Source organism: Streptomyces sp. SYP-A7185 (assembly GCF_046103685.1).
Classification (GTDB): domain Bacteria; phylum Actinomycetota; class Actinomycetes; order Streptomycetales; family Streptomycetaceae; genus Streptomyces.
Genome location: NZ_CP122310.1, coordinates 9,428,677 through 9,446,505, shown reverse-complemented (window position 1 = coordinate 9,446,505; position 17,829 = coordinate 9,428,677). Strand labels below are relative to the sequence as shown.

The 17,829-nt window shown below is 70.4% G+C and carries 15 protein-coding genes; 7 read left to right on the top strand and 8 right to left on the bottom strand.

What is annotated here, in order from left to right; all coding sequences use genetic code 11:
• Window positions 1-99: 99 nt before the first annotated feature.
• Window positions 100-2,514, bottom strand: a complete 2,415-nt coding sequence (locus QBL25_RS41745) for a M4 family metallopeptidase (protein WP_409062198.1) — start codon at window positions 2,512-2,514, stop codon at window positions 100-102.
• Between the two features lie 144 nt (window positions 2,515-2,658).
• Between QBL25_RS41745 and QBL25_RS41740 the strand changes: the two genes are divergently transcribed.
• On the top strand, window positions 2,659-3,618 hold the full coding sequence (locus tag QBL25_RS41740) for a LysR family transcriptional regulator (RefSeq protein WP_409062197.1): 960 nt from the start codon (window positions 2,659-2,661) through the stop codon (window positions 3,616-3,618).
• Window positions 3,619-3,735: 117 nt separating this feature from the next.
• On the opposite strand, the gene QBL25_RS41735 is transcribed toward QBL25_RS41740, so the two are convergent.
• Together QBL25_RS41735 and QBL25_RS41730 are read right to left on the bottom strand one after the other, a co-directional pair.
• Window positions 3,736-3,966 carry a tautomerase family protein gene (locus QBL25_RS41735; RefSeq protein WP_409062196.1) on the bottom strand — a complete coding sequence of 77 codons (231 nt, stop codon included), beginning with the start codon at window positions 3,964-3,966 and terminating at the stop codon, window positions 3,736-3,738.
• Between the two features lie 164 nt (window positions 3,967-4,130).
• Window positions 4,131-4,913, bottom strand: coding sequence for an SDR family oxidoreductase (locus QBL25_RS41730; protein ID WP_409062195.1), 783 nt, complete (start codon window positions 4,911-4,913; stop codon window positions 4,131-4,133).
• Between the two features lie 158 nt (window positions 4,914-5,071).
• Between QBL25_RS41730 and QBL25_RS41725 the strand changes: the two genes are divergently transcribed.
• The 3 genes from QBL25_RS41725 (at window position 5,072) to QBL25_RS41715 (ending at window position 8,413) form a co-directional block, all read left to right on the top strand.
• Window positions 5,072-5,977 (top strand): helix-turn-helix transcriptional regulator, encoded by a 906-nt coding sequence (locus QBL25_RS41725; protein WP_409062194.1) that lies wholly within the window; start codon window positions 5,072-5,074, stop codon window positions 5,975-5,977.
• Window positions 5,978-6,272: 295 nt separating this feature from the next.
• Complete coding sequence (locus tag QBL25_RS41720) at window positions 6,273-6,851, top strand: phosphoesterase (RefSeq protein WP_409062193.1); 579 nt, start codon at window positions 6,273-6,275, stop codon at window positions 6,849-6,851.
• Window positions 6,848-8,413, top strand: coding sequence for an alkaline phosphatase D family protein (locus QBL25_RS41715; RefSeq protein WP_409062192.1), 1,566 nt, complete (start codon window positions 6,848-6,850; stop codon window positions 8,411-8,413). The genes QBL25_RS41720 and QBL25_RS41715 overlap by 4 nt, the downstream gene beginning before the upstream one ends.
• 89 nt (window positions 8,414-8,502) lie before the next feature.
• On the opposite strand, the gene QBL25_RS41710 is transcribed toward QBL25_RS41715, so the two are convergent.
• The 4 genes from QBL25_RS41710 to QBL25_RS41695 form a co-directional block, all read right to left on the bottom strand.
• Window positions 8,503-9,333: a tetratricopeptide repeat protein gene (locus tag QBL25_RS41710; protein ID WP_409062191.1), complete on the bottom strand. Its 831-nt coding sequence runs from the start codon at window positions 9,331-9,333 to the stop codon at window positions 8,503-8,505.
• 279 nt (window positions 9,334-9,612) lie between these two features.
• Entirely contained in the window at window positions 9,613-10,290 is a 678-nt protein-coding gene (locus tag QBL25_RS41705) for an AMP-binding protein (RefSeq protein WP_409062190.1), read from the bottom strand.
• Window positions 10,291-10,332: 42 nt separating this feature from the next.
• The gene (locus tag QBL25_RS41700) at window positions 10,333-10,839 is read right to left on the bottom strand and encodes a hypothetical protein (RefSeq protein ID WP_409062189.1); all 507 of its coding nucleotides are present in this window, start codon (window positions 10,837-10,839) and stop codon (window positions 10,333-10,335) included.
• Between the two features lie 85 nt (window positions 10,840-10,924).
• A complete protein-coding gene (locus QBL25_RS41695; RefSeq protein WP_409062188.1) occupies window positions 10,925-11,404 on the bottom strand; it encodes a nuclear transport factor 2 family protein in 480 nt (159 codons plus the stop codon).
• Between the two features lie 363 nt (window positions 11,405-11,767).
• On the opposite strand from QBL25_RS41695, the gene QBL25_RS41690 reads away from it, so the two are divergent.
• Genes QBL25_RS41690 through QBL25_RS41680 form a run of 3 tightly spaced genes read left to right on the top strand, consistent with a single transcriptional unit; the run spans window position 11,768 to window position 17,090 of the window.
• On the top strand, window positions 11,768-13,096 hold the full coding sequence (locus QBL25_RS41690; protein WP_409062187.1) for an aspartate aminotransferase family protein: 1,329 nt from the start codon (window positions 11,768-11,770) through the stop codon (window positions 13,094-13,096).
• 20 nt (window positions 13,097-13,116) lie between these two features.
• Window positions 13,117-16,326, top strand: coding sequence for a non-ribosomal peptide synthetase (locus QBL25_RS41685; protein WP_409062186.1), 3,210 nt, complete (start codon window positions 13,117-13,119; stop codon window positions 16,324-16,326).
• Entirely contained in the window at window positions 16,323-17,090 is a 768-nt protein-coding gene (locus QBL25_RS41680) for a thioesterase II family protein (protein WP_409062185.1), read from the top strand. Before QBL25_RS41685 ends, QBL25_RS41680 begins: the two co-directional genes overlap by 4 nt.
• Window positions 17,091-17,207: 117 nt before the next feature.
• Here QBL25_RS41680 and QBL25_RS41675 read toward each other — a convergent pair whose 3' ends face one another.
• Window positions 17,208-17,822, bottom strand: a complete 615-nt coding sequence (locus QBL25_RS41675) for a YrhB domain-containing protein (protein WP_409062184.1) — start codon at window positions 17,820-17,822, stop codon at window positions 17,208-17,210.
• Window positions 17,823-17,829 lie beyond the last annotated feature (7 nt).

Below are 17,829 nucleotides of genomic sequence, written 5' to 3'. Positions count from 1 at the left end.
CCACCTCCCAAGCCGACCGGTCAAAGGCACCGCCGAGCCGACGTGGAGCGGTCCCGCACCCGGGTTGCGGGGTGCGGGACCGGGCCGGCGGGAATTAGCTCAGCCGGTCGTCAAAGTGGCGTCATCCACGAGGAAGTTGGTGGCGAGGTAGGCGTCCTCGACGCAGGTGAACTTCAGGGTGACCGTCTGGCCCGCCAGCGAGGACAGGTCGAAGGACTTCTGGCTGTAGCCGGAGGCCGTGTCGGCGTTCGAGTAGGTCGCGAGGGTCTTGGAACCGGCGGTGACCATCAGCTTGTCGTAGAGGGAGTTGTCGGGCTCCGTGGTGTCGACGTGCAGGTAGAAGGTCAGGGCCGCCTTGCAGCCCGCGGGGATCGTCACCGACTGGGACAGCGTGTCGGTGTGCGCGGAGCCGTAGCCGCCCAGCCAGGCCTTGTAGGAGCCGCCGTGGGCCGCCCTGCGGCTGTCGTTGGTGATGACGTCGCTGTTGGTCCATCCGGTGTTGCCCGACTCGAAGCCCGGGTTGGCGAGCAGCTGGGCCGCGGAGCAACTGCCGCCGCCATCGCTGGAGCTGACCGTCCAGGCGAAGCTCGCGGTGCCGCTCGCGCCGGTGGCGTCCTTCACCGTCACGGTGGTGCTGGAAGTCCCGGCCGCAGTGGGCGTGCCGGTGATCACGCCACTGGAGCTGTTGATCGACAGGCCTGCCGGCAGGCCGGAGGCACTGTAGGTCAGGGAGCCGCTGCCGGAGCTGCTCGCCTGGACCTGGAGGCTGACGGCGCTACCCACGACGGAGGACTGACTGCCCGGGTTGGTGACCGTCACGCCGCTGCTGGGCGGGGTGATGTGGCTGCCGACGTTGATGCCCGCGAAGGCGTTGTCGACCGCCGCGTACTGCGCGGAGTTGGCGCCGTAGAGCGCGGAGGCCGCGTTCAGGGCCGCGGTGCGGGCGCCGGCGTAGTTGGTGCTGGACGTCATGTACGACGTCAGCGCCTTGTACCAGATCTTCAGGGCGGCGTCCCGGCCGATGCCGGTGACGGCGACCCCGTCAGAGGTCGAGCTGTTGTAGGTGACCCCGTTGATCGTCTTGCTGCCGCTGCCCTCGGACAGCAGGTAGAACATGTGGTTCGCCGGGCCCGAGGAGTAGTGCACGTCCAGGTTGCCGAGGGAGGACGACCAGGAGTCCGCCGAGTTGCCGTCCTTGCTGGGCTTGTCCATGTAGCGCAGCGGTGCGCCGGTGCCGTTGATGTCGACCTTCTCGCCGATGAGGTAGTCACCGACGTCCGAGCTGTTGCCGGCGTGGAACTCCGCACCGGTGCCGAAGATGTCGGAGGTCGCCTCGTTCAGACCGCCGGACTCACCGCTGTAGTTGAGGCCGGCGGTGTTGGAGGTGACGCCATGGGTCATTTCGTGGCCGGCGATGTCCAGCGACGTCAGCGGGTTGTTGTTCCCGGTGCCGTCGCCGTAGGTCATGCAGAAGCAGCTGTCGTCCCAGTACGCGTTGGCGTACGCGTTGCCGTAGTGCACGCGGGAGTAGGCGGCCTTGCCGTCGTTCTTGATGCCGCTGCGCCCGAAGGTGTCCTTGTAGAAGTCCCAGGTCTCCTGGGCGCCGTAGGCGGCGTCCGCGCCGGCCGTGGCGGCGGTGGCGGTGGTGCCGTCGCCCCAGGTGTCGCTGGTCTGGGAGAACAGGGTTCCGGTGCCGGAGGTGGCGCGGTTGAGGTTGTACGTCTTGTGGCCGCCGCGCGTGGCGTCGGTCAGGGTGTACGACGAGCCCGACCGGGTCGAGGTCAGCGAGACCTGCCCGCTGTAGTGGGTGTTGCCGACACCGGTCTGGATGTCCTGGTAGCGGTACAGCTCCTTGCCGGTGGTGGCGTCGGTGACGACGTGCAGCCGGCTCGGCGTGCCGTCGTCCTGGAGGCCGCCGATCACGGTCTCCCAGGCGAGTGTCGGTGTGCCCTTGCCGGCCCATATCACCTTGCGGGCGCTGTCCTTGGTGGGCTTCTCGGCGTCCAGGGACTTGGCGGCCGACAGCGCCTTCTTCTCGGCGGACGCCTTGGTGAACGTCGCGGTGGTGGAGGGGACTTTGAGCTTGCGCTTGGTGTTGTACGTGGTGCTGACGGCGCCCTTGGCCAGCGCGGCGGGAGGGGTGTGCACGATGACGTCGCCGCCGAGAACGGGCAGGCCGTCGTAGGTGCGCTCGTAGCGGGTGTGCAGCGTGCCGTCGCGGTCCTTGGCCACGTTCTTGACGACCAACTTCTCCTTGGCGCCCAGGCCCAGGGTGCGGGCGGTGCCGGCCTTCTTGTCCCGGGCGCCGTGGAGCAGGGCCTTGTACTGCGCCGGGCTGAGGTTGGCCGGCAGGGCGCCGGGGCGCAGACCGTCGCGTCCGCTGCCGGCGGCGGCAGAGGCGGCGGACCGGCCGTGCCCGGGCGAGGAACCGTCCTCGGCGGCCACGGCCGTGCCCGCGAGGCCGGCCGTCAGGGCGAGCGCCGCGAAAGCCGCCGTGAGTCTGGTGGGGTGCACGTCTACTCCAGTCACATCGAGGGGAGTCGGTGGAATGCGCCGAGTATGAGCGTGTGCATGGCAAGAAAGGGCCTCCCACCGGTCATAAGGCCCGTGTTATGACCGGCCCCGCCCGGCCCCTAACGCCCCGCATATCCTGGTGAAATGCAGCTGGAGTTGAGGCATCTCGAAGCCGTCCGCCGGATAGCAGAAGCGGGCAGCCTGGGGCGTGCGGCGGCGCGGCTGGGAGTGTCCCAGCCGGCTCTCTCCGCGCAGCTGCGGCGTATCGAACGGGTCACGGGCGGCGAGCTGTTCGTCCGCAGCAGGTACGGCGTCGAGCCCACCCCGTTGGGCGAGTACGTACTGTCCGCGGCGCGCCGGGTACTTGGCGAGATGGACGCCCTGACGGCCGGAACACGAGCCGCCGCCCCGCATCCGACTCTGCGGCTCGGCTGCATCCTGCTCGTCCTGGTGGACCGGTTGTTCGGGCACCTGGAGGAGCAACTGCCCGGCCACGAGATCGACCTGGGCACCGAGCACTCCGCGGCCTCGCTCACCCGCATGCTCGGCGCCGGCCAGTACGACGCGATCCTCTACGGAGAGTTGGCCGATCACGAAGTGCCGCTGCCCGAAGGCGTCGCGGCCCGCACCCTCATCGCCAAGGAACCGGCCTGCGTGCGCCTGTCCGCCGCCCACCCTCTGGCCCGGCAGGAGCAGATCGAACTCGCCGACCTGGCGGGCGAGACCTGGACGGCACTGACCGACGACGGTGACGGCGGCCCGGAGGCCATGGCCGACGCCTGCCGCCGGGCCGGTTTCACACCGACACTGCGCTACCGCATCGACGACCGCAGGGTGCGCTGGGAACTGATCGCCGCCGGACGGGCCATCTCCATGTGTCAGCCCACCTCGCCGCCCGTCGAGGGCACGGTCCTGCGCCCGCTGGTCGGGGACCCGCTCTTCGGCCGTATCCGACTCGCCTGGAATCGCGCCGCGGTCTCCGAGCACCAGGCCGGCCGGCTGTACCGTGCTGCCGGACGCGCCTACCTGGCCAGCATTCCCGACCACACCTTCTACCGCGCATGGTGGGAAGCACGCCCCGAGCTGCACCCGGTCCTCGACTGACCATCCTTGACCGAAGCCCGGCACCACCCCCGGGAACCGGCCGGACCGGCCGGACTGGCCCGGGCATCGAGGCTGAGCGACGAAGACCGGTGCGCTCTGACCTCGTTGTTCTGCCGGTCAGGCGTCGTTGGTGCCGGTCGGTGTCGCCTCCCCGAGCATGGCGAGGGTCAGCACATTACCGGAGATGCCCCAGCCGCCGTCGGCGACCTCTTCGACCAGCACCATGGTGGTGTCGCGGGCGCGCTCGCCGTAGATCTCGACGTACAGCTCGGTGGTACGGGTGACGATCAGCTCTTTCTGCTTCGGGGTGAGGGTCTTCTCGGGGACCTTGAAGTTCGCGAAAGGCATGGCTGGTTGTTCCTTCTCTCAGTGGGGCGTTACAGGGAGCTGTCAGGCCGTCCATCAGGGGTCGGCGACGCCGGACGTAGGCTCGTGCGCAGATCCGCACCAGCAGCCGACTGCTCGGCGGTGAACGTCTCGGCGGCGCCCAGGACCATGTGACGGCCGGTGGATCAGATGATTCCGCCGTTGGCGCGGATGACCTGTCCGTTGATCCAGTGGCCCTCCGGGGAGGCCAGGAACGCGACGACCTCGGCGATGTCCGCCGGGGTACCCAGGCGCTCCAGCGGCGGCTGGGCCGCCAGGCGGGCGATGGTCTCCTCGTCCTTGCCGTCCAGGAACAGGTCGGTGGCCGTGGGGCCGGGAGCGACGGTGTTGGCGGTGACGTCCTGGCCCCGCAGCTCCCGGGCCAGGATCAGCGTCAGCGCCTCGACCGCGCCCTTGCTGGCGGCGTAGGCGCCGTAACCCGGGAAGGCCAGCCCCACCACGGACGTGGAGAACGTCACGATCGCCCCGCCGGGGCGCACACGACGGGCGGCCTGCTGGACGACGACGAACGTGCCGCGGATGTTGGTGCGGTGCAGGTCGTCCAGCGCGGCCAGGTCCAGTTCGGCGATCGGAGCCAGGTGCATCCGTCCGGCCGCGTGCACGACGACGTCGACGCCGCCGAACTCCTCTTCGGCCGCGTCGAACAAGGCCGCGACCGCGTGTTCCTCGGCGACGTCCGCCCGTACGGCGATCGCCCGGCCACCATCGGTGACAACCTGCTTCACGGCTGTCTCGGCCTCGTCCTTGTTACCGGCATAGCCGACCACGACGGCGTACCCGTCGGCGGCCAGCCGCCCGACGATCCCGCGGCCGATACCGCGCGAGCCGCCGGTGAGGACCGCGACACGGGGTGAGGCGGAGGACCGGGCCGAGGCAGCGGTCCCGTCGAGGGACGTGGGGATGGGCATAACTGACTCCTGCGGTGGACATGGATCGGGCCGCGGCCTTGCCGTGGCCCTGCTGCGTCCACCACGATCGGCCCGCCCCCCATCCCTGGCCAGGGCTGCGTCTACCCAGGGGATGCCACCCCCTGGCTGCGCTGTGGCGTACGAGTGACCATGGAGGGGTGAACCTCCCAGAACTCGGCGCCTTCCTCAGGACACGCCGCGACCGCATCCGCCCCGCCGAGGTCGGTCTCCCCCACGGCCCGCGCCGGCGCGTCCCCGGGCTGCGCCGCGAGGAAGTCGCCCAGCTGGCAGGGCTGTCGGCCGACTACTACACCGAACTGGAACGCGGCAGCGCGAAGAACGGCGTGCAGCCCTCGACCCAGACCCTGGCCGCCCTCGCCCGAGCCCTGCGCCTCAACGGCGACGAGCGCGACCACCTGTTTCACCTGGCCGAACGGCCGATCCCCCCGTCGGCACACGGACCATCGGCACACGTCCAGCCCGCCCTCCTCGGACTCCTGGACCGGCTGACCAACACCCCCGCGCGCGTCATCAGCGACCTGCACGAAACCCTGGTGGAAAACGACCTGGCGCTGACCCTGCTCGGCAAGTCCCCGGCACACCGCGGCCCGGCGGCGAGCTTCGTGTACCGCTGGTTCACCGACCCGCAGGCGCGTGAGATCTACCCGCCCGAGGACCACCCGCACCACTCCCGGGTCTTCGTGGCCGACCTCCAGGCAGCGGCCGCCCGGCGCGGCCGGGACGCGGAGGCCACGAAGATGGTCACCGCGCTGCGCCGCCGCAGCAAGGAGTTCGCGGCCCTCTGGGACACCCACGACGTCGCGGTGCGCCGCATGGACCGCAAGAGGATCATCCACCCCCTGCTCGGCGTCATCGAACTCGACTGCTACAACCTCCTCAGTGAGGACGGACGGCAACGCCTGCTGTGGTTCACCGCCCCGCCCGGAAGCCCGGGAGCCGAGCAGCTGAAACTGCTGTCCGTCATAGGAACCCAAGAACTGAGCGCCACGGACGGCGTGGCACCGGAGAAGCTGTCCGCGGAGGAATCCGGAACACAGCGCTGATCCGAGCCACCGAGGGAGGCCAGCCTTGTCGGCAAGGCGTGGCGGCTTCTACTCCGCACACAGATACGTTCTCGGGCCCGGGACACCTCCCTCCAATGCCGTGCGGGTTTTGTTTGGCCCCTTCACAGTCCCTTGCCCCCGTTCCCGCCCTTTGGGGCTTTGGAGTGCCGGAGTACGGCACGGCGGCTCACGTCCCTGTGCCGCGGCGGTAACAGAATTCGTCGGAATGCTTCTCCTGGTTCATGCGGGACTGGTGGGCTGACCGCGCTCAACTCACCGATCACAGGAGGCGTGCGTGAATCTCGTCGTCAACGGCGACGCGGAGAGCGGGTCCGGCGGCAGCGCCGACCCCGTCTCGACAGTCCGCGGCTGGAACATCGCCCAGGGAGCCCCGGCGCTCATCGCCTACAGTCTCGGCGGCGGTTACCCGACCGCCTCGGACCCCGGCCCGGCCCACCGCGGCAGCCGCTTCTTCTCGGGCGGCAACAGCCCGCGCACCGCGCTGGTGCAGGACATCGAGCTGCCCAGGAGCGGTCCGACCGGGCGCCGCGCCGTCGACGCCGGCACGGTCCGCTACACCCTGGCTGGCTGGCTCGGCGGCTTCGCCGGTCAGGAGGACGGCGCGCGCCTCTCCGTGGAGTTCCGCGACGGTCAGGGCACCCCGATCGCCCTCAGTGTCCTCGGCCCGGTCGGCGCGGCCGACCGGCAGGGCAAGACCGGGCTCCTGGAGCGCACGGCCGAAGCCGCCGTGCCGCCCACGGCCCGCTCGGCACGGGTCCTGCTCGTGTTCACCCGCAGCGGCGGCGGCACGTCCAACGACGGCTACGCGGACGCCCTTTCCCTCACCCTCAGCGCCACCGGAGGCCGCCGATGACCGTCAACCGCCGTGACCTGCTCAAGTCCGCCGCGGCCGCCGGTGCGCTCAGCCTCGCCTGGCCGCTGGCCGCGGGTCTGACCCCCGCGCAGGCCCGCGAGGCCGCCGAGAACCTGGGGGCCGAGTACGACCAAGCGCCCTTCACCCTCGGCGTCGCCTCCGGTGATCCGCAGCCGCACTCCGTGGTGCTGTGGACCAGACTCGCGCCCGAACCACTCGCCGCCGAGCAGCGGCTTCCCGAGGTCGTCGAGGTCGAGTGGGTCGTCGCCAAGGACGCCCGACTGCGCCGCGTCGTCGCGCGGGGCACGGCACCCGCGTCGGCGACGCTGGGCCACAGCGTCCACGTGCCGGTGCGTGGCCTGGCTCCGGGCCGGCACTACTGGTACGCGTTCAAGGCGCTGGGGCGCACCAGCCGTGTCGGGCGTACGAAGACGGCGCCCCGCGGCCGTGTCTCCAAGGTGACCTTCGCCGCCGCCAACTGCCAGGCGTTCCACGACGGCTTCTACGCCGCCCATCGCGGCATCGCCCGCGAGAACGTCGACTTCGTCATCCACCTCGGCGACTACATCTATGAGCACGGCCAGGTCGGCGGCGTACCCGAGGCGCACGTGCGCGACCACGACGGGCCGGAGATCCTCACCCTCGCCGACTACCGCAAGCGCCACGCCCTGTACAAGGGCGATAAATCGCTGCGCGAGGCGCACGCCGCCCACCCGTGGTTCCTGACCTGGGACGACCACGAGGTCGTCAACGACTACAGCGGCACCGGTGGCGGCGCCCCGTTCATGCGGCGCCGTGCGGCCGCCTACCAGGCCTGGTTCGAGCACATGCCGCACCGTGACTCCTTCGGCGGCTCCGCCCTGCCCGACCCGGAGATCCACCGGGTGCGGCGTTGGGGCGACCTGCTGGAGCTCGCCGTCCTCGACCTGCGCTCCTACCGCTCGGCGCAGAACCTGCCCGACGGCACGATCCTGGGCGCCGAGCAGAAGGCGTGGCTGAAGAAGACCGTCGACCGGGCTCCCGACGCCTGGCACGTGTGGGCCAACTCGATCATGCTGAGCCAGCTGCGGGGCCGCCCGGGCGGCTCGTACATGTTCACCGATCAGTGGGACGGTTTCCTCGCCGAGCGCAAGGAGGTCCTCGGGCACGTGCACGACAGCGGTCTGGAGGACCTGGTGGTGATCACCGGGGACTGGCACTCGGCGTTCGTCGACGATGTGCGCACCGACTTCGACGAGCCGGACTCCCCCTTGGTGGGGACGGAGTTCACCGCGCACTCGGTGACCTCCGGCGCGTATTCGGCGGACTGGAACGCGGCCAATGGCCCGCTGATGGGCAAGGCCAACCCGCACCTGAAGTACTTCGAGGGCAACCGGTACGGCTACGACGTGTACGAGGTGACGCCGGAACGTTTCAGCGCGCACATGCGGGTCATCGCCGACCGACGGGACCCGCACTCGCCCGTCAGCACACTGACGACGTTCCACGTGGACCGGGGCACCGCAGGATCCTACGAGGACGAGGCCACGAAGGGCTCGCCCGCGCAGTACCGCAGGGACTGACACGCGGTCCGTCCGTGCCCCGGCTGCGGGCCGGGGCACGGACGGAACGGGCAGTGACGTGAGCTCGTGCTCGGACGTGGCCCGGTCGGTCAAGTGCTGCCGTCGATGCGGGCAAGCAACGTCCGGGCCTCGAGGGTGCGGCGATGATCCGGGCCGAAGGAAGCCAGGCAGGCCTCGTGAGCAGCGGCGGCCTGGAGGCGGGCTTCACCGGCGCGGCGCGACCCCAGCAGGGCGGTGGCCACGGCCAGTTCGACGGCGCCGGTCTCCGGGCGGCGCTCTTCCTCCGGCAGGCTGCGCCGCAGTTCGCCGGCGCGTTCTGCCTCGGCGAGGGCCTGCTCGTGGCGGGCCTGCCCGTTGAGGCTGCGGGCCAGGCCGAGCCGCAGGACCAGCGACAGCCGATCCGGTGCGCGATGGTCGGCCAGGGCGTGGCGGGCGAGCACTTCGGCCTCTGGGTGGCGTTCTTGCGCGTTGAGGGCGAAGACCAGGGCGTTGCGGGCGGCCGCCGCTACGACCTGCGCCTCGGGGCCGCTGCCGCGGGCCGCGGTGCGGGCGATCTCCCTGCTTTCTGCCTCGCATTCGGCGTGCCGGCCCAGGGCGGTCAGCTGCTGGGCGCGGTCCGAACGCAGCTTCAACGTCTGCCAGTGACCGGCTCCAAAGACGCCGCCGGCGGCCGTCAGCGCTTCGTCGTAGGTGGCCAGGGCATCGGCGTGCCGGCCTTGGGCGCCCGTGGCGAGCGCGGCGATGCCCAGCGCCAGCGGCGCGTACTGCTCGTCGCGGGGCCGCGACCGGGCCACGGTACGGGCTTCGGCCTCCGCCTCGGCGTAACGTCCGGCCTCATACAGGGCTACGGCCCGCGAGAGCGGAGGGGTGGCCGGCCGCCCGGCATCGCTTTGTCGGCCGCGCCGCCGGAAGAATCCCATGGCCAGAGCTTACGCAAGCCGCTCACCTGGCTCGGCGACGGCATGCAAGCCGACGCCGACCGCCCCCGGCGTCCGGCGGGCAGGCAGCGCGCCCTCCCCCACATCGCTGCGAGTTGCCTGGGCGGACAACGCACGGAGTGTCAGCGTGCCCCCCTCACACGTTCAGTGGCACCTGAGGCACACCGGCGGCAGGGAGACCGGCCGCCTTGCCGCTCGGAACTGCACACCTTGCCCGTCGCACGGGCAGTTGCCCTCTGGTCGCCGGTTCGTGTGGCGTGGCTAGGGGTGCGCTGGGCTGGTGGTGGTCTCCAGAAGGACGCCGTGGGCCAAGGCGGGCAGGACGGCGTACGGCCACAGCGGTGACGAAGCGGGGATCAGTACCTGCATCCGGTGGGGGTGGTGGCCCTTTGCCGTGCGGTGTGCGGTTGCCGCGGCCACACCTCGGTGGGTGAGGACGTGGGCCGGGCCGGTCGGGTCGTGCGGCAAGGGGTAGACGCAGGCGACCGGGCCCGCTCTGCGGGTCAAAGCCAGGCGCAGGGGCTCGGCTTCTCGGCACAGCGAGAGGGGGAGTTGGGCGATACCCCAGGTCGGTGCGACGTCGTAGGGGTCGCCCTGGCTGCTTCGTGGGGTCGGGTCGATGGAGGTGGGGCTGGGTGCTTGCAGGTGGTCCGTCAGCATCATGCGCGCGCCGTTGTTGCAGAGCAGGCTCTCCCGGCGCCGTGCCGACAATCCCTCGGCCAGTGGTATGCAGCAGCCACCGGCGGCCAGCACGCCCAGGACCGCTGCGACACACCGGGCGGGGCTACGGATGCTGACGCCCACCGCGTCACCGGGGCCGATGCCTCGCTCCGCAAGGACGGCGGCCGTCTGCAGCGCTCGGTGGGCCAGTGCACCGGCGCTCAGCGCGGCGGAGCGGTCGCACAGCGCCGGGTTGCCGGGCTGTACCTGAGCCAACATGAAGAAGGTGTGGTGGGGCAGCTGTTCCCGCATGTCGGTCCCTCACCTGCCTGGACGCCGACGCGCGAGGGGGCGTGGGTCGGTGAGGGGTTCGAGTTCGTCGGCACCGTGGGCGCGGCAGATGGCCGGACCGTATGCGGCGGTGACGTACCAAGGCGCGGGATGCAGGTCTTCGCCGCCGGAGGCGAAGGTCCGGTGGATGATCAGAGCCCGGTGGGGCTCGCCGGTGACGACGACGGGCTCACCGATGTGGAGAATGCCGTGGTCGGCGGGCGGAACGGGGTGAGGTGGGGAGGCTTCACGCTGGGCACTCCGGCTCACGTGCAGGCGGTAGGAGCGCGGGTCGAAGGTCTCGATGTCGAATCGCCGCAGGTGGATGAGGACATCGCTCAGGATGCGCAGTGCGGTTGGCGAGTCCTGCCGCAGGCAGAGCCGGAAGGCGATCAGGCCGATGCTGTGCGGGCTGAGCCCTGTGAGCCTGCTCAGATGCCGGTGCACCGGGTCTATTGCCGAGATCGGGTCGGGGCCCGCGCTGGCATGAGGGTCCATGGGGCTCATCAGCTCCGGGGCGAGATGAGGAGCCCGGGGTGCCGGCCGGGGCTTGGAAGGCCGGGCACCCCGGGCGTGGGGGTTTTCAGGCGTGGTGCAGCGGACCGGGGACGGGAGTCTTGCGGGCTTCGGCCTGTGCGACGGCCGAGCCGGATGCTTCGCCCGCCACCGCCACGCGGTCGATGATCCCGGTCACGACCCGGGTGTCCACGTAGGCCTGAACCTCCACGATGGTGTCGTCCTGGAAGCGGCACAGCCAGACGTAGAAGGGGTCGTAGGGCTCGCCGTCGGTGGCGGTGGCGATGCCCTGCATGACCACGATGACTTCTGAGTCGGTGCCGTACATCTGTTTGAGGTCGAAGCGGAGCCCGCCGGAGCGGGCGCGAATCTGTTCGAGCGTGCCGTCGAGGAAGTCCCGCTTGTTCTGGTAGACCCCGGCCAGCGGATGGCGGCCCACCATCGTCCACTTGACGTCGTCGGACACCTGCTCGAAGAACTTGTCCACCGTGTCCAGCTCACCGAGGAGTTGGAACAGCGGCCTGCGGGTTTCGCACGTGCCAGTCATGGTGACCCTTCTGTGTTTTGACGCTCGCCATGGCCTGTTACGCGGATCCAGAGATGACATCTCGGGTTTCGCGACGCGCCACGGCCGTTCTAGCCGATTACCCGAGGCCTGCGGACAAAACCCTCTCCCGCCCGATTTCACACCTCTAAGTTAATGCATCACTGACCAGAGCCTGACGCAGTGTAAATTTCTTTTTGAGTGCATCCGAATGACATCGAATTTCCGAATTGCGCGCGGCGATTACCCGCGCCCTCAGGGGCGCACACGGCGCATTCGACGCGGTCGCACGACCGGGACAGCAGGCAACACGCGCCCCTATGCGCCCGGTTGACCTGCGCAAGTTAGCGTGGCTAGTTTTTTGGGATGGAAAGTTCCGATCTCTACGACCGGCATCGCGCAGTTCTCCCGCCATGGGTTCCGCTGTTCTACGACGACCCGCTCGAGATTGCGTCGGGCACGGGTCGCACACTCCGCGGGACCGACGGGAAGGAATACCTCGATTTCTACGCGGGCGTCGCCGTGAATACCCTTGGCTACGACGTGCCGGAAATCCGCGAGGCGGTCGAGCGGAAAATGCGGACCGGTGTCGTTCATTCGTCGACGTTCTATCTGATCCGTGAGCAGGTCGAGCTGGCGGAACGGATCGCCGCTGCGTCGGGCATCGATGATCCGGTCGTCTTCTTCACGACCTCGGGGTCCGAGGCGGTGGAAACCGCGCTGCTGCTGGCCACGCACCACCGGCAGAGCCAACAGGTCATCGCGCTGCGCTACGCCTACCACGGGCGCTCGTTCGGGGCGTTGTCGGTCACCGGAGATCGCGCCTGGCAGGCGCAGGGGCTCTCCCCGCTGCGCGTGGCCTATGCCCGCGGCGGGGACAAGCGCAACGGCGGGATGAACACCCTGGACGACACGGCCTACGTACACGCCTGCGCACAGGACCTGCGGGAGATCATCGCGACCGGTACTCCCGAACGGACAGCGGCGATGATCGTCGAGCCGGTGCAGGGCGTGGCCGGGGCCGTTCCCCTGGCCCCCGGTCAACTGCGCGCCTACGCCGACGTCTTGCGGCAGCACGAAATCCTGCTCATCGCCGACGAGGTACAGACCGGATGGGGGCGGACGGGACGCTACTGGGGCCACCAGTGGCATGAGGTCACCCCCGATCTGCTCGTCTTCGCCAAGGGAGTCGGCAGCGGCTTCCCCCTGGGCGGCGTCGTGGGCCGCCGCGAGGTGATGACGAGTCTGCCCGGCGCGTCCGTCTCAACCTTCGGAGGCAACCCGCTGGCCTGCGCCGTGGCGCTCGCCACCCTCGACTACGTGGACCGGTACGACCTGCCCGCACACGCCCTGGCCATGGGCGAGCTGCTGCGCGAGACGCTCGACGCGCATATGAAAGACCCGGGGGTCGCTCCCCTGCGCGGCACCGGGCTGCTGATGGCCCTTGAGTTCGCCGATGAGCTCAGCGGCGAACCGGACGTGCCACGTGCCGTGCGGGTGCAAGAGCGGTGCCGCCGCCAAGGCCTGCTGGTGGGGCTCGGCGGAGCGTTCAAGAACTGCCTGCGGATCATGCCGCCGCTGACCGTCACCGCACCCGAAGTGCGACAGGCGGCCGACATCCTCGCCGCCGCCGTGGCCGACGACGCCGCCGACCGGCAGGGACCCCTCGCACCGCCCGCACACTCTCTCGACTGACCACACAGAAAGGTTTCATCATGTCGATCGCCACCCCGCCCGCACCGGCCTCCTTTCCCCTCAGCGCCGTGCAACGCTCCTATCGCCTGGGCCGTCAGGGCGAACAGCCGCTGGGCGATACCGCCTGCCACATGTACTTCGAGTTCGACGGCGCCGCGGTGGACGCCACCCGGCTCGCCACGGCCCTGGACGCACTGCAGGCACGCCACCCCATGCTCTCCGCCCGCTTCCCCGCCGACACCCAGGAGGCCCGGGCGGGCAGCCCGCCGACCTGTCGCCTGGTGACCAACGACTACACCACGAGCACCCCGGACGCCTGCGAGCGGTCGCTGGCCGACGTCCGTGCGCAGATGTCCACGCAGAAGCTGGACGTCGCGCGGGGCCAGGTTCTCGACGTGCGGCTGTCGCTGCTGCCCCAGCGAGCCACCCGCCTGCACGTCGACGTCGACCTGCTGGCCGCCGACCCGCCCAGCATCCGCCTGCTCCTGGCCGACCTCGCCGCTCTGTACACGGGCACCGCGGACCAAGAGCCCACCGGTCACTACGCGGAGCATCGACGGGCCCAGACCAAAGCCGAGAAGAACCGCGCGAAGGAAGACGCCCCCGAGCATGCCCTCGCCCCCCTCTGGCGGAACCTCGTCGCCAACAGCGAGTTCAGCGCCCCGCGCCTCCCGCTCACCGCGGATCCGCAGGGCGTGGACGCCCCCACCTTCCAACGGCGCAACGTCACGGTCAGCGCCGAGCAGTGGCAGCACATCAGCCGCCGGGCCGCGGCCCACCGCATCGACCCCGAGTCCGTCCTGCTGGCCGCCTTCGCCCAGACACTGGCGCGCTGGAGCGAACACCCCGCCTTCCTCCTCAACTTGCCGGTGTTCGACCGGCCCCGAACGCCCGCACTGCAAAGGACGATTGGTGACTTCACCCGGCTGAAGATCCTCCCGCTGGACCTCACCACCACCCCCACCCTCGAACACCTGGTGCGGCACGTGGACGACCGCTGGTCCGCCCTGGAACGAGGCGCCCAGGCCCCTTCTCTGTCGGACGTGCAGGCCTTGGCACAACAAGAAGGCACGCGGCTTGCCCCGCTCGGCGTCGTCTACACCGCATTGACCGGCGCCCCGTGGACCAACGAGACCTTCGAATCGGCGCTGGGCACCGTCGGCTGGATGCAGTCGCAGACCCCCCACGTATGGCTGGACTGCATCGCCTACGAACACCGTGGCGGACGGCGCCTGGCCTGGGACGCCGTCACCGAACTCTTCCCGCCCGGCATGCATGAGGCCATGACCGACCACTGCGCCGGCCTGCTGCGGGCCCTCGCCGACCAGGAATGGTCCACGGACCTGCCCGTCGGCCTCACCGACCGCCAGCGCGCCACACGCGAGCGCGCCAACGACACCCGCCGCGCCACCAAGGGCCACCTGCTGCACGAGCCGTTCTTCGCCCATGCCACCGCCGAGCCGACCGCCCCCGCCCTGCTCGGCACCGACCGCCCGATGTCCCGCCAGGACGTCGCCCACACCGCCCTGCGCCTGGCCGGGCTCCTGCGCTCCCAAGGGCTGCGGGAGGGCGAACCGGTGGCCATCACCCTCACCTCGGGCACCGACCAGATCTGCGCGGTCCTGGGCGTCCTGGCCGCCGGCGGCTGTTACGTGCCCATCAGCCCCGAGCAGCCCCAGGCCCGACGTGAGGCCATCCACGCCACGGCCCGGATCCGCTACGTCATCGAGGACGGCCCTGCAGAGGCGCCTACCGGTGACGAAGGGCAGCCTCAGGTACTGACCCTCGCCCAGGCGAGCCGCAGCCACCCCCTGGACGCCCCACTCGCCGTGCCGCCCACCGCACCGGCCTACATCATCTTCACCTCCGGCTCCACCGGTAAGCCCAAGGGCGTCCAGGTCTCCCACCAGTCCGTGGTCAACACCATCGACGACATCAACCACCGCTGGACGGTGGGACCCGAAGACCGCGGCATCCTCATCTCCGCACTGGACTTCGACCTGTCCGTCTACGAGATCTTCGGCCCGCTCAGCGCCGGCGGGGCCGTGGCCGTGCCCGACGCCGACGACCGCCGCGACCCCCATGCGTGGCTGCGGCTGATGGGCGAGCACCGCGTCACCGTATGGGACTCCGTCCCCGTCCTCCTCGACATGCTGATCAGCACCGCGGAGAACACCGGGCCACCGCCCGCCTTGCGCGTGGCGATGACCGGCGGCGACTGGATCGGACTCGACCTGCCCGGCCGCCTGCACGCCCTGCTGCCCGAGTGCCGGTTCGTGGCCTGCGGCGGGGCCACCGAAGGCGCCGTGTACTCCAACTACTTCGAGGTCGACACCGTCGACCCCGCCTGGGTGTCCATCCCCTACGGATATCCGCTCGGCAACCAGACCTACCGGGTGGCCGACGCCGGCGGGCACGACTGCCCCGAATGGGTGGCAGGCGAACTGTGGATCGGCGGAGCGGGCGTCGCCGACGGATACGTGAACGACCCTCACCGCACGGAAGAACACTTCGTCATGCACGGCGGCCAACGCTGGTACCGCACCGGCGACTTGGGCCGCTACCGGGCCGACGGCGCCCTGGAGTTCCTGGGCCGCACCGACCACCAGGTCAAAATCAACGGCTACCGGATCGAACTGGGCGAGATCGAATCGGCCGTCGCCGCGCACGACAGCGTCTCCCGCTGCATCGCCGTCGTCGCCGGCGAGAACGCCCAACGCCGACTCGTCGCCTACATCGTCCCCGACGGCATCGACACGACCGCTCTGGACCTGGCCCAGGTCAAAAGCGCCGCGGCCCAGCGCCTGGCGGAATACGCCCGCCCCACCGACTACTTCCTGCTCACCGAACTCCCTCTGGGCAGCAACGGAAAAGTCGACCGCAAAGCCCTGGCCTCGTGGGCCCTTCCCCGCCGCGCCCCCACCCCCCAAGAGCCGCCCGTCAAGGGCACCGAAGAAACACTCGCCGGCATGTGGAGCGAGATCCTTTCCTGCCCGGTCACCTCACGGCACGACAACTTCTTCGACATCGGCGGCAACAGCCTGCTGGCCGCCAAACTCACCAGCGACATCCGACGCCGCTATGGCAAGGGATTCAGCCTGCGCACCGTTCTGCGCTCCCCCACCCTCACCGGCATGGCCGAGCACATCGACCACATGACCCGGCAGCCGAATTCCGAGGCGTCAGACCAAGAAGCATCCGCCGAGCAGACCACGCAGGAGCCCCGATGACATCCACCACCCCCCAGGGGCCGTCCGCCTCCTCCACCGTCGACGCGCCCCACGCGACCTGGCTGCGACGGCTGGACACCAGGACCGACGCCGCCACCCGCCTGATCTGCCTGCCCCACGCCGGGGGCAGCGCCAGCGCCTACCGATCCTGGCTCCCCGACTGGCACGACGCACCCGAACTCTGGGCGGTGCAATACCCCGGGCGCGAGGATCGCACCCCCGAGGCACTTCCCCACACGCTGCCACAACTGGCCCAGCACATCGCGCTGGCCCTGCAATGGATGGCGGACAAGCCCTACATGCTGTTCGGACACAGCATGGGCGCCGTCCTCGCCTACGAAACCGCCCGCCAACTCAGCCAACTCGGACTCCCCGCGCCCACCCGCCTCATCGCCTCCGGCAGTCCGGCACCCGCCACTGCCGGCACACCCTCGGCCCCACCGGACCCCGAGCCCGACGTGCAATGGCTCCACGAAGGGGATGCGGCACCCGACCCCGAGTTGCGGCGCACGGCCACCCACATCCTCAAGGGCGACCTCGCCTTGCTGGCCGCATACGCGCAAGAGCCGCAGTCCCGGCCCCTCAACCTGCCCCTCCTCGTCCTGACCAACGAGGACGACCCCGACGTGAACGACGACACCGTCACCGACTGGAGCCGGTGCACGTCCTGCGCGGTTGAGCACACCGCCCTGCCCGGCAACCATTTCGCATGCTACGAACAAGCAACCCACATCCTGGCCGCACTGCGCGCCACGGACAGCTGACGGCAGCATGGACATCGGTGGATTCCTGCACGAGCGGACGGGAGCGAAAGCCGGCAACAGCCGGGCAGGCGGCTTTGACGCGCCTGTGGCCGCAGCCTAGGTCCCGAAGCTTTTGCCTCACGCGTCGGGGCTTTGACCGGTTTGGATCGCCGTTCCGGCCCGAACCGTCGTCACCGCAAGTACGGGGTTCAAGGGCTCGACGAGTTCGGTGCTCGCGATGGCCGCCAGGTGCGCGGGCACCTCGCCGTGGAGCAGCGCGGTCACGTACGCGATGGCCTCCGCGGGTGACAGCGCGGGCAGGCGCTGGCGCAGGGTCCGCGCCGCGGGCAGGCGCTGGCGCAGGGTCCGCGCGGCGTGCATGCGTCCGCGTACGGCGGCCACTTCGCGCAGGGCGTCGTGGAGTTCGTCCACCGCGGTGCGCACCGGAAGCCCGCGGATCCGGGCCCGGTAGTCGGCCTCCCATTCCCCGGTGACGAAGGACGCGACGCCGATCTCGTGCAGTCCCCCGTCGATGCGGTCGACCAGGTACGGGCCGCCACCGATCAGCATGTGCCGGACGTTCTGGGTGCGGGCGAACTCCTCGGACTGCCAGGAGACGATCCACACCAGTTCGTGCTCCTCGACGTCGGCCACCGTCATCCGCACCGCCTCCGGACTCAGCGCCCGCCACTGCTGGTAGTCGCGCTCCAGCTGCTCCTCGACGGCCCGGACGGCGGCCTCTCGCTCGATCACGCGAGCA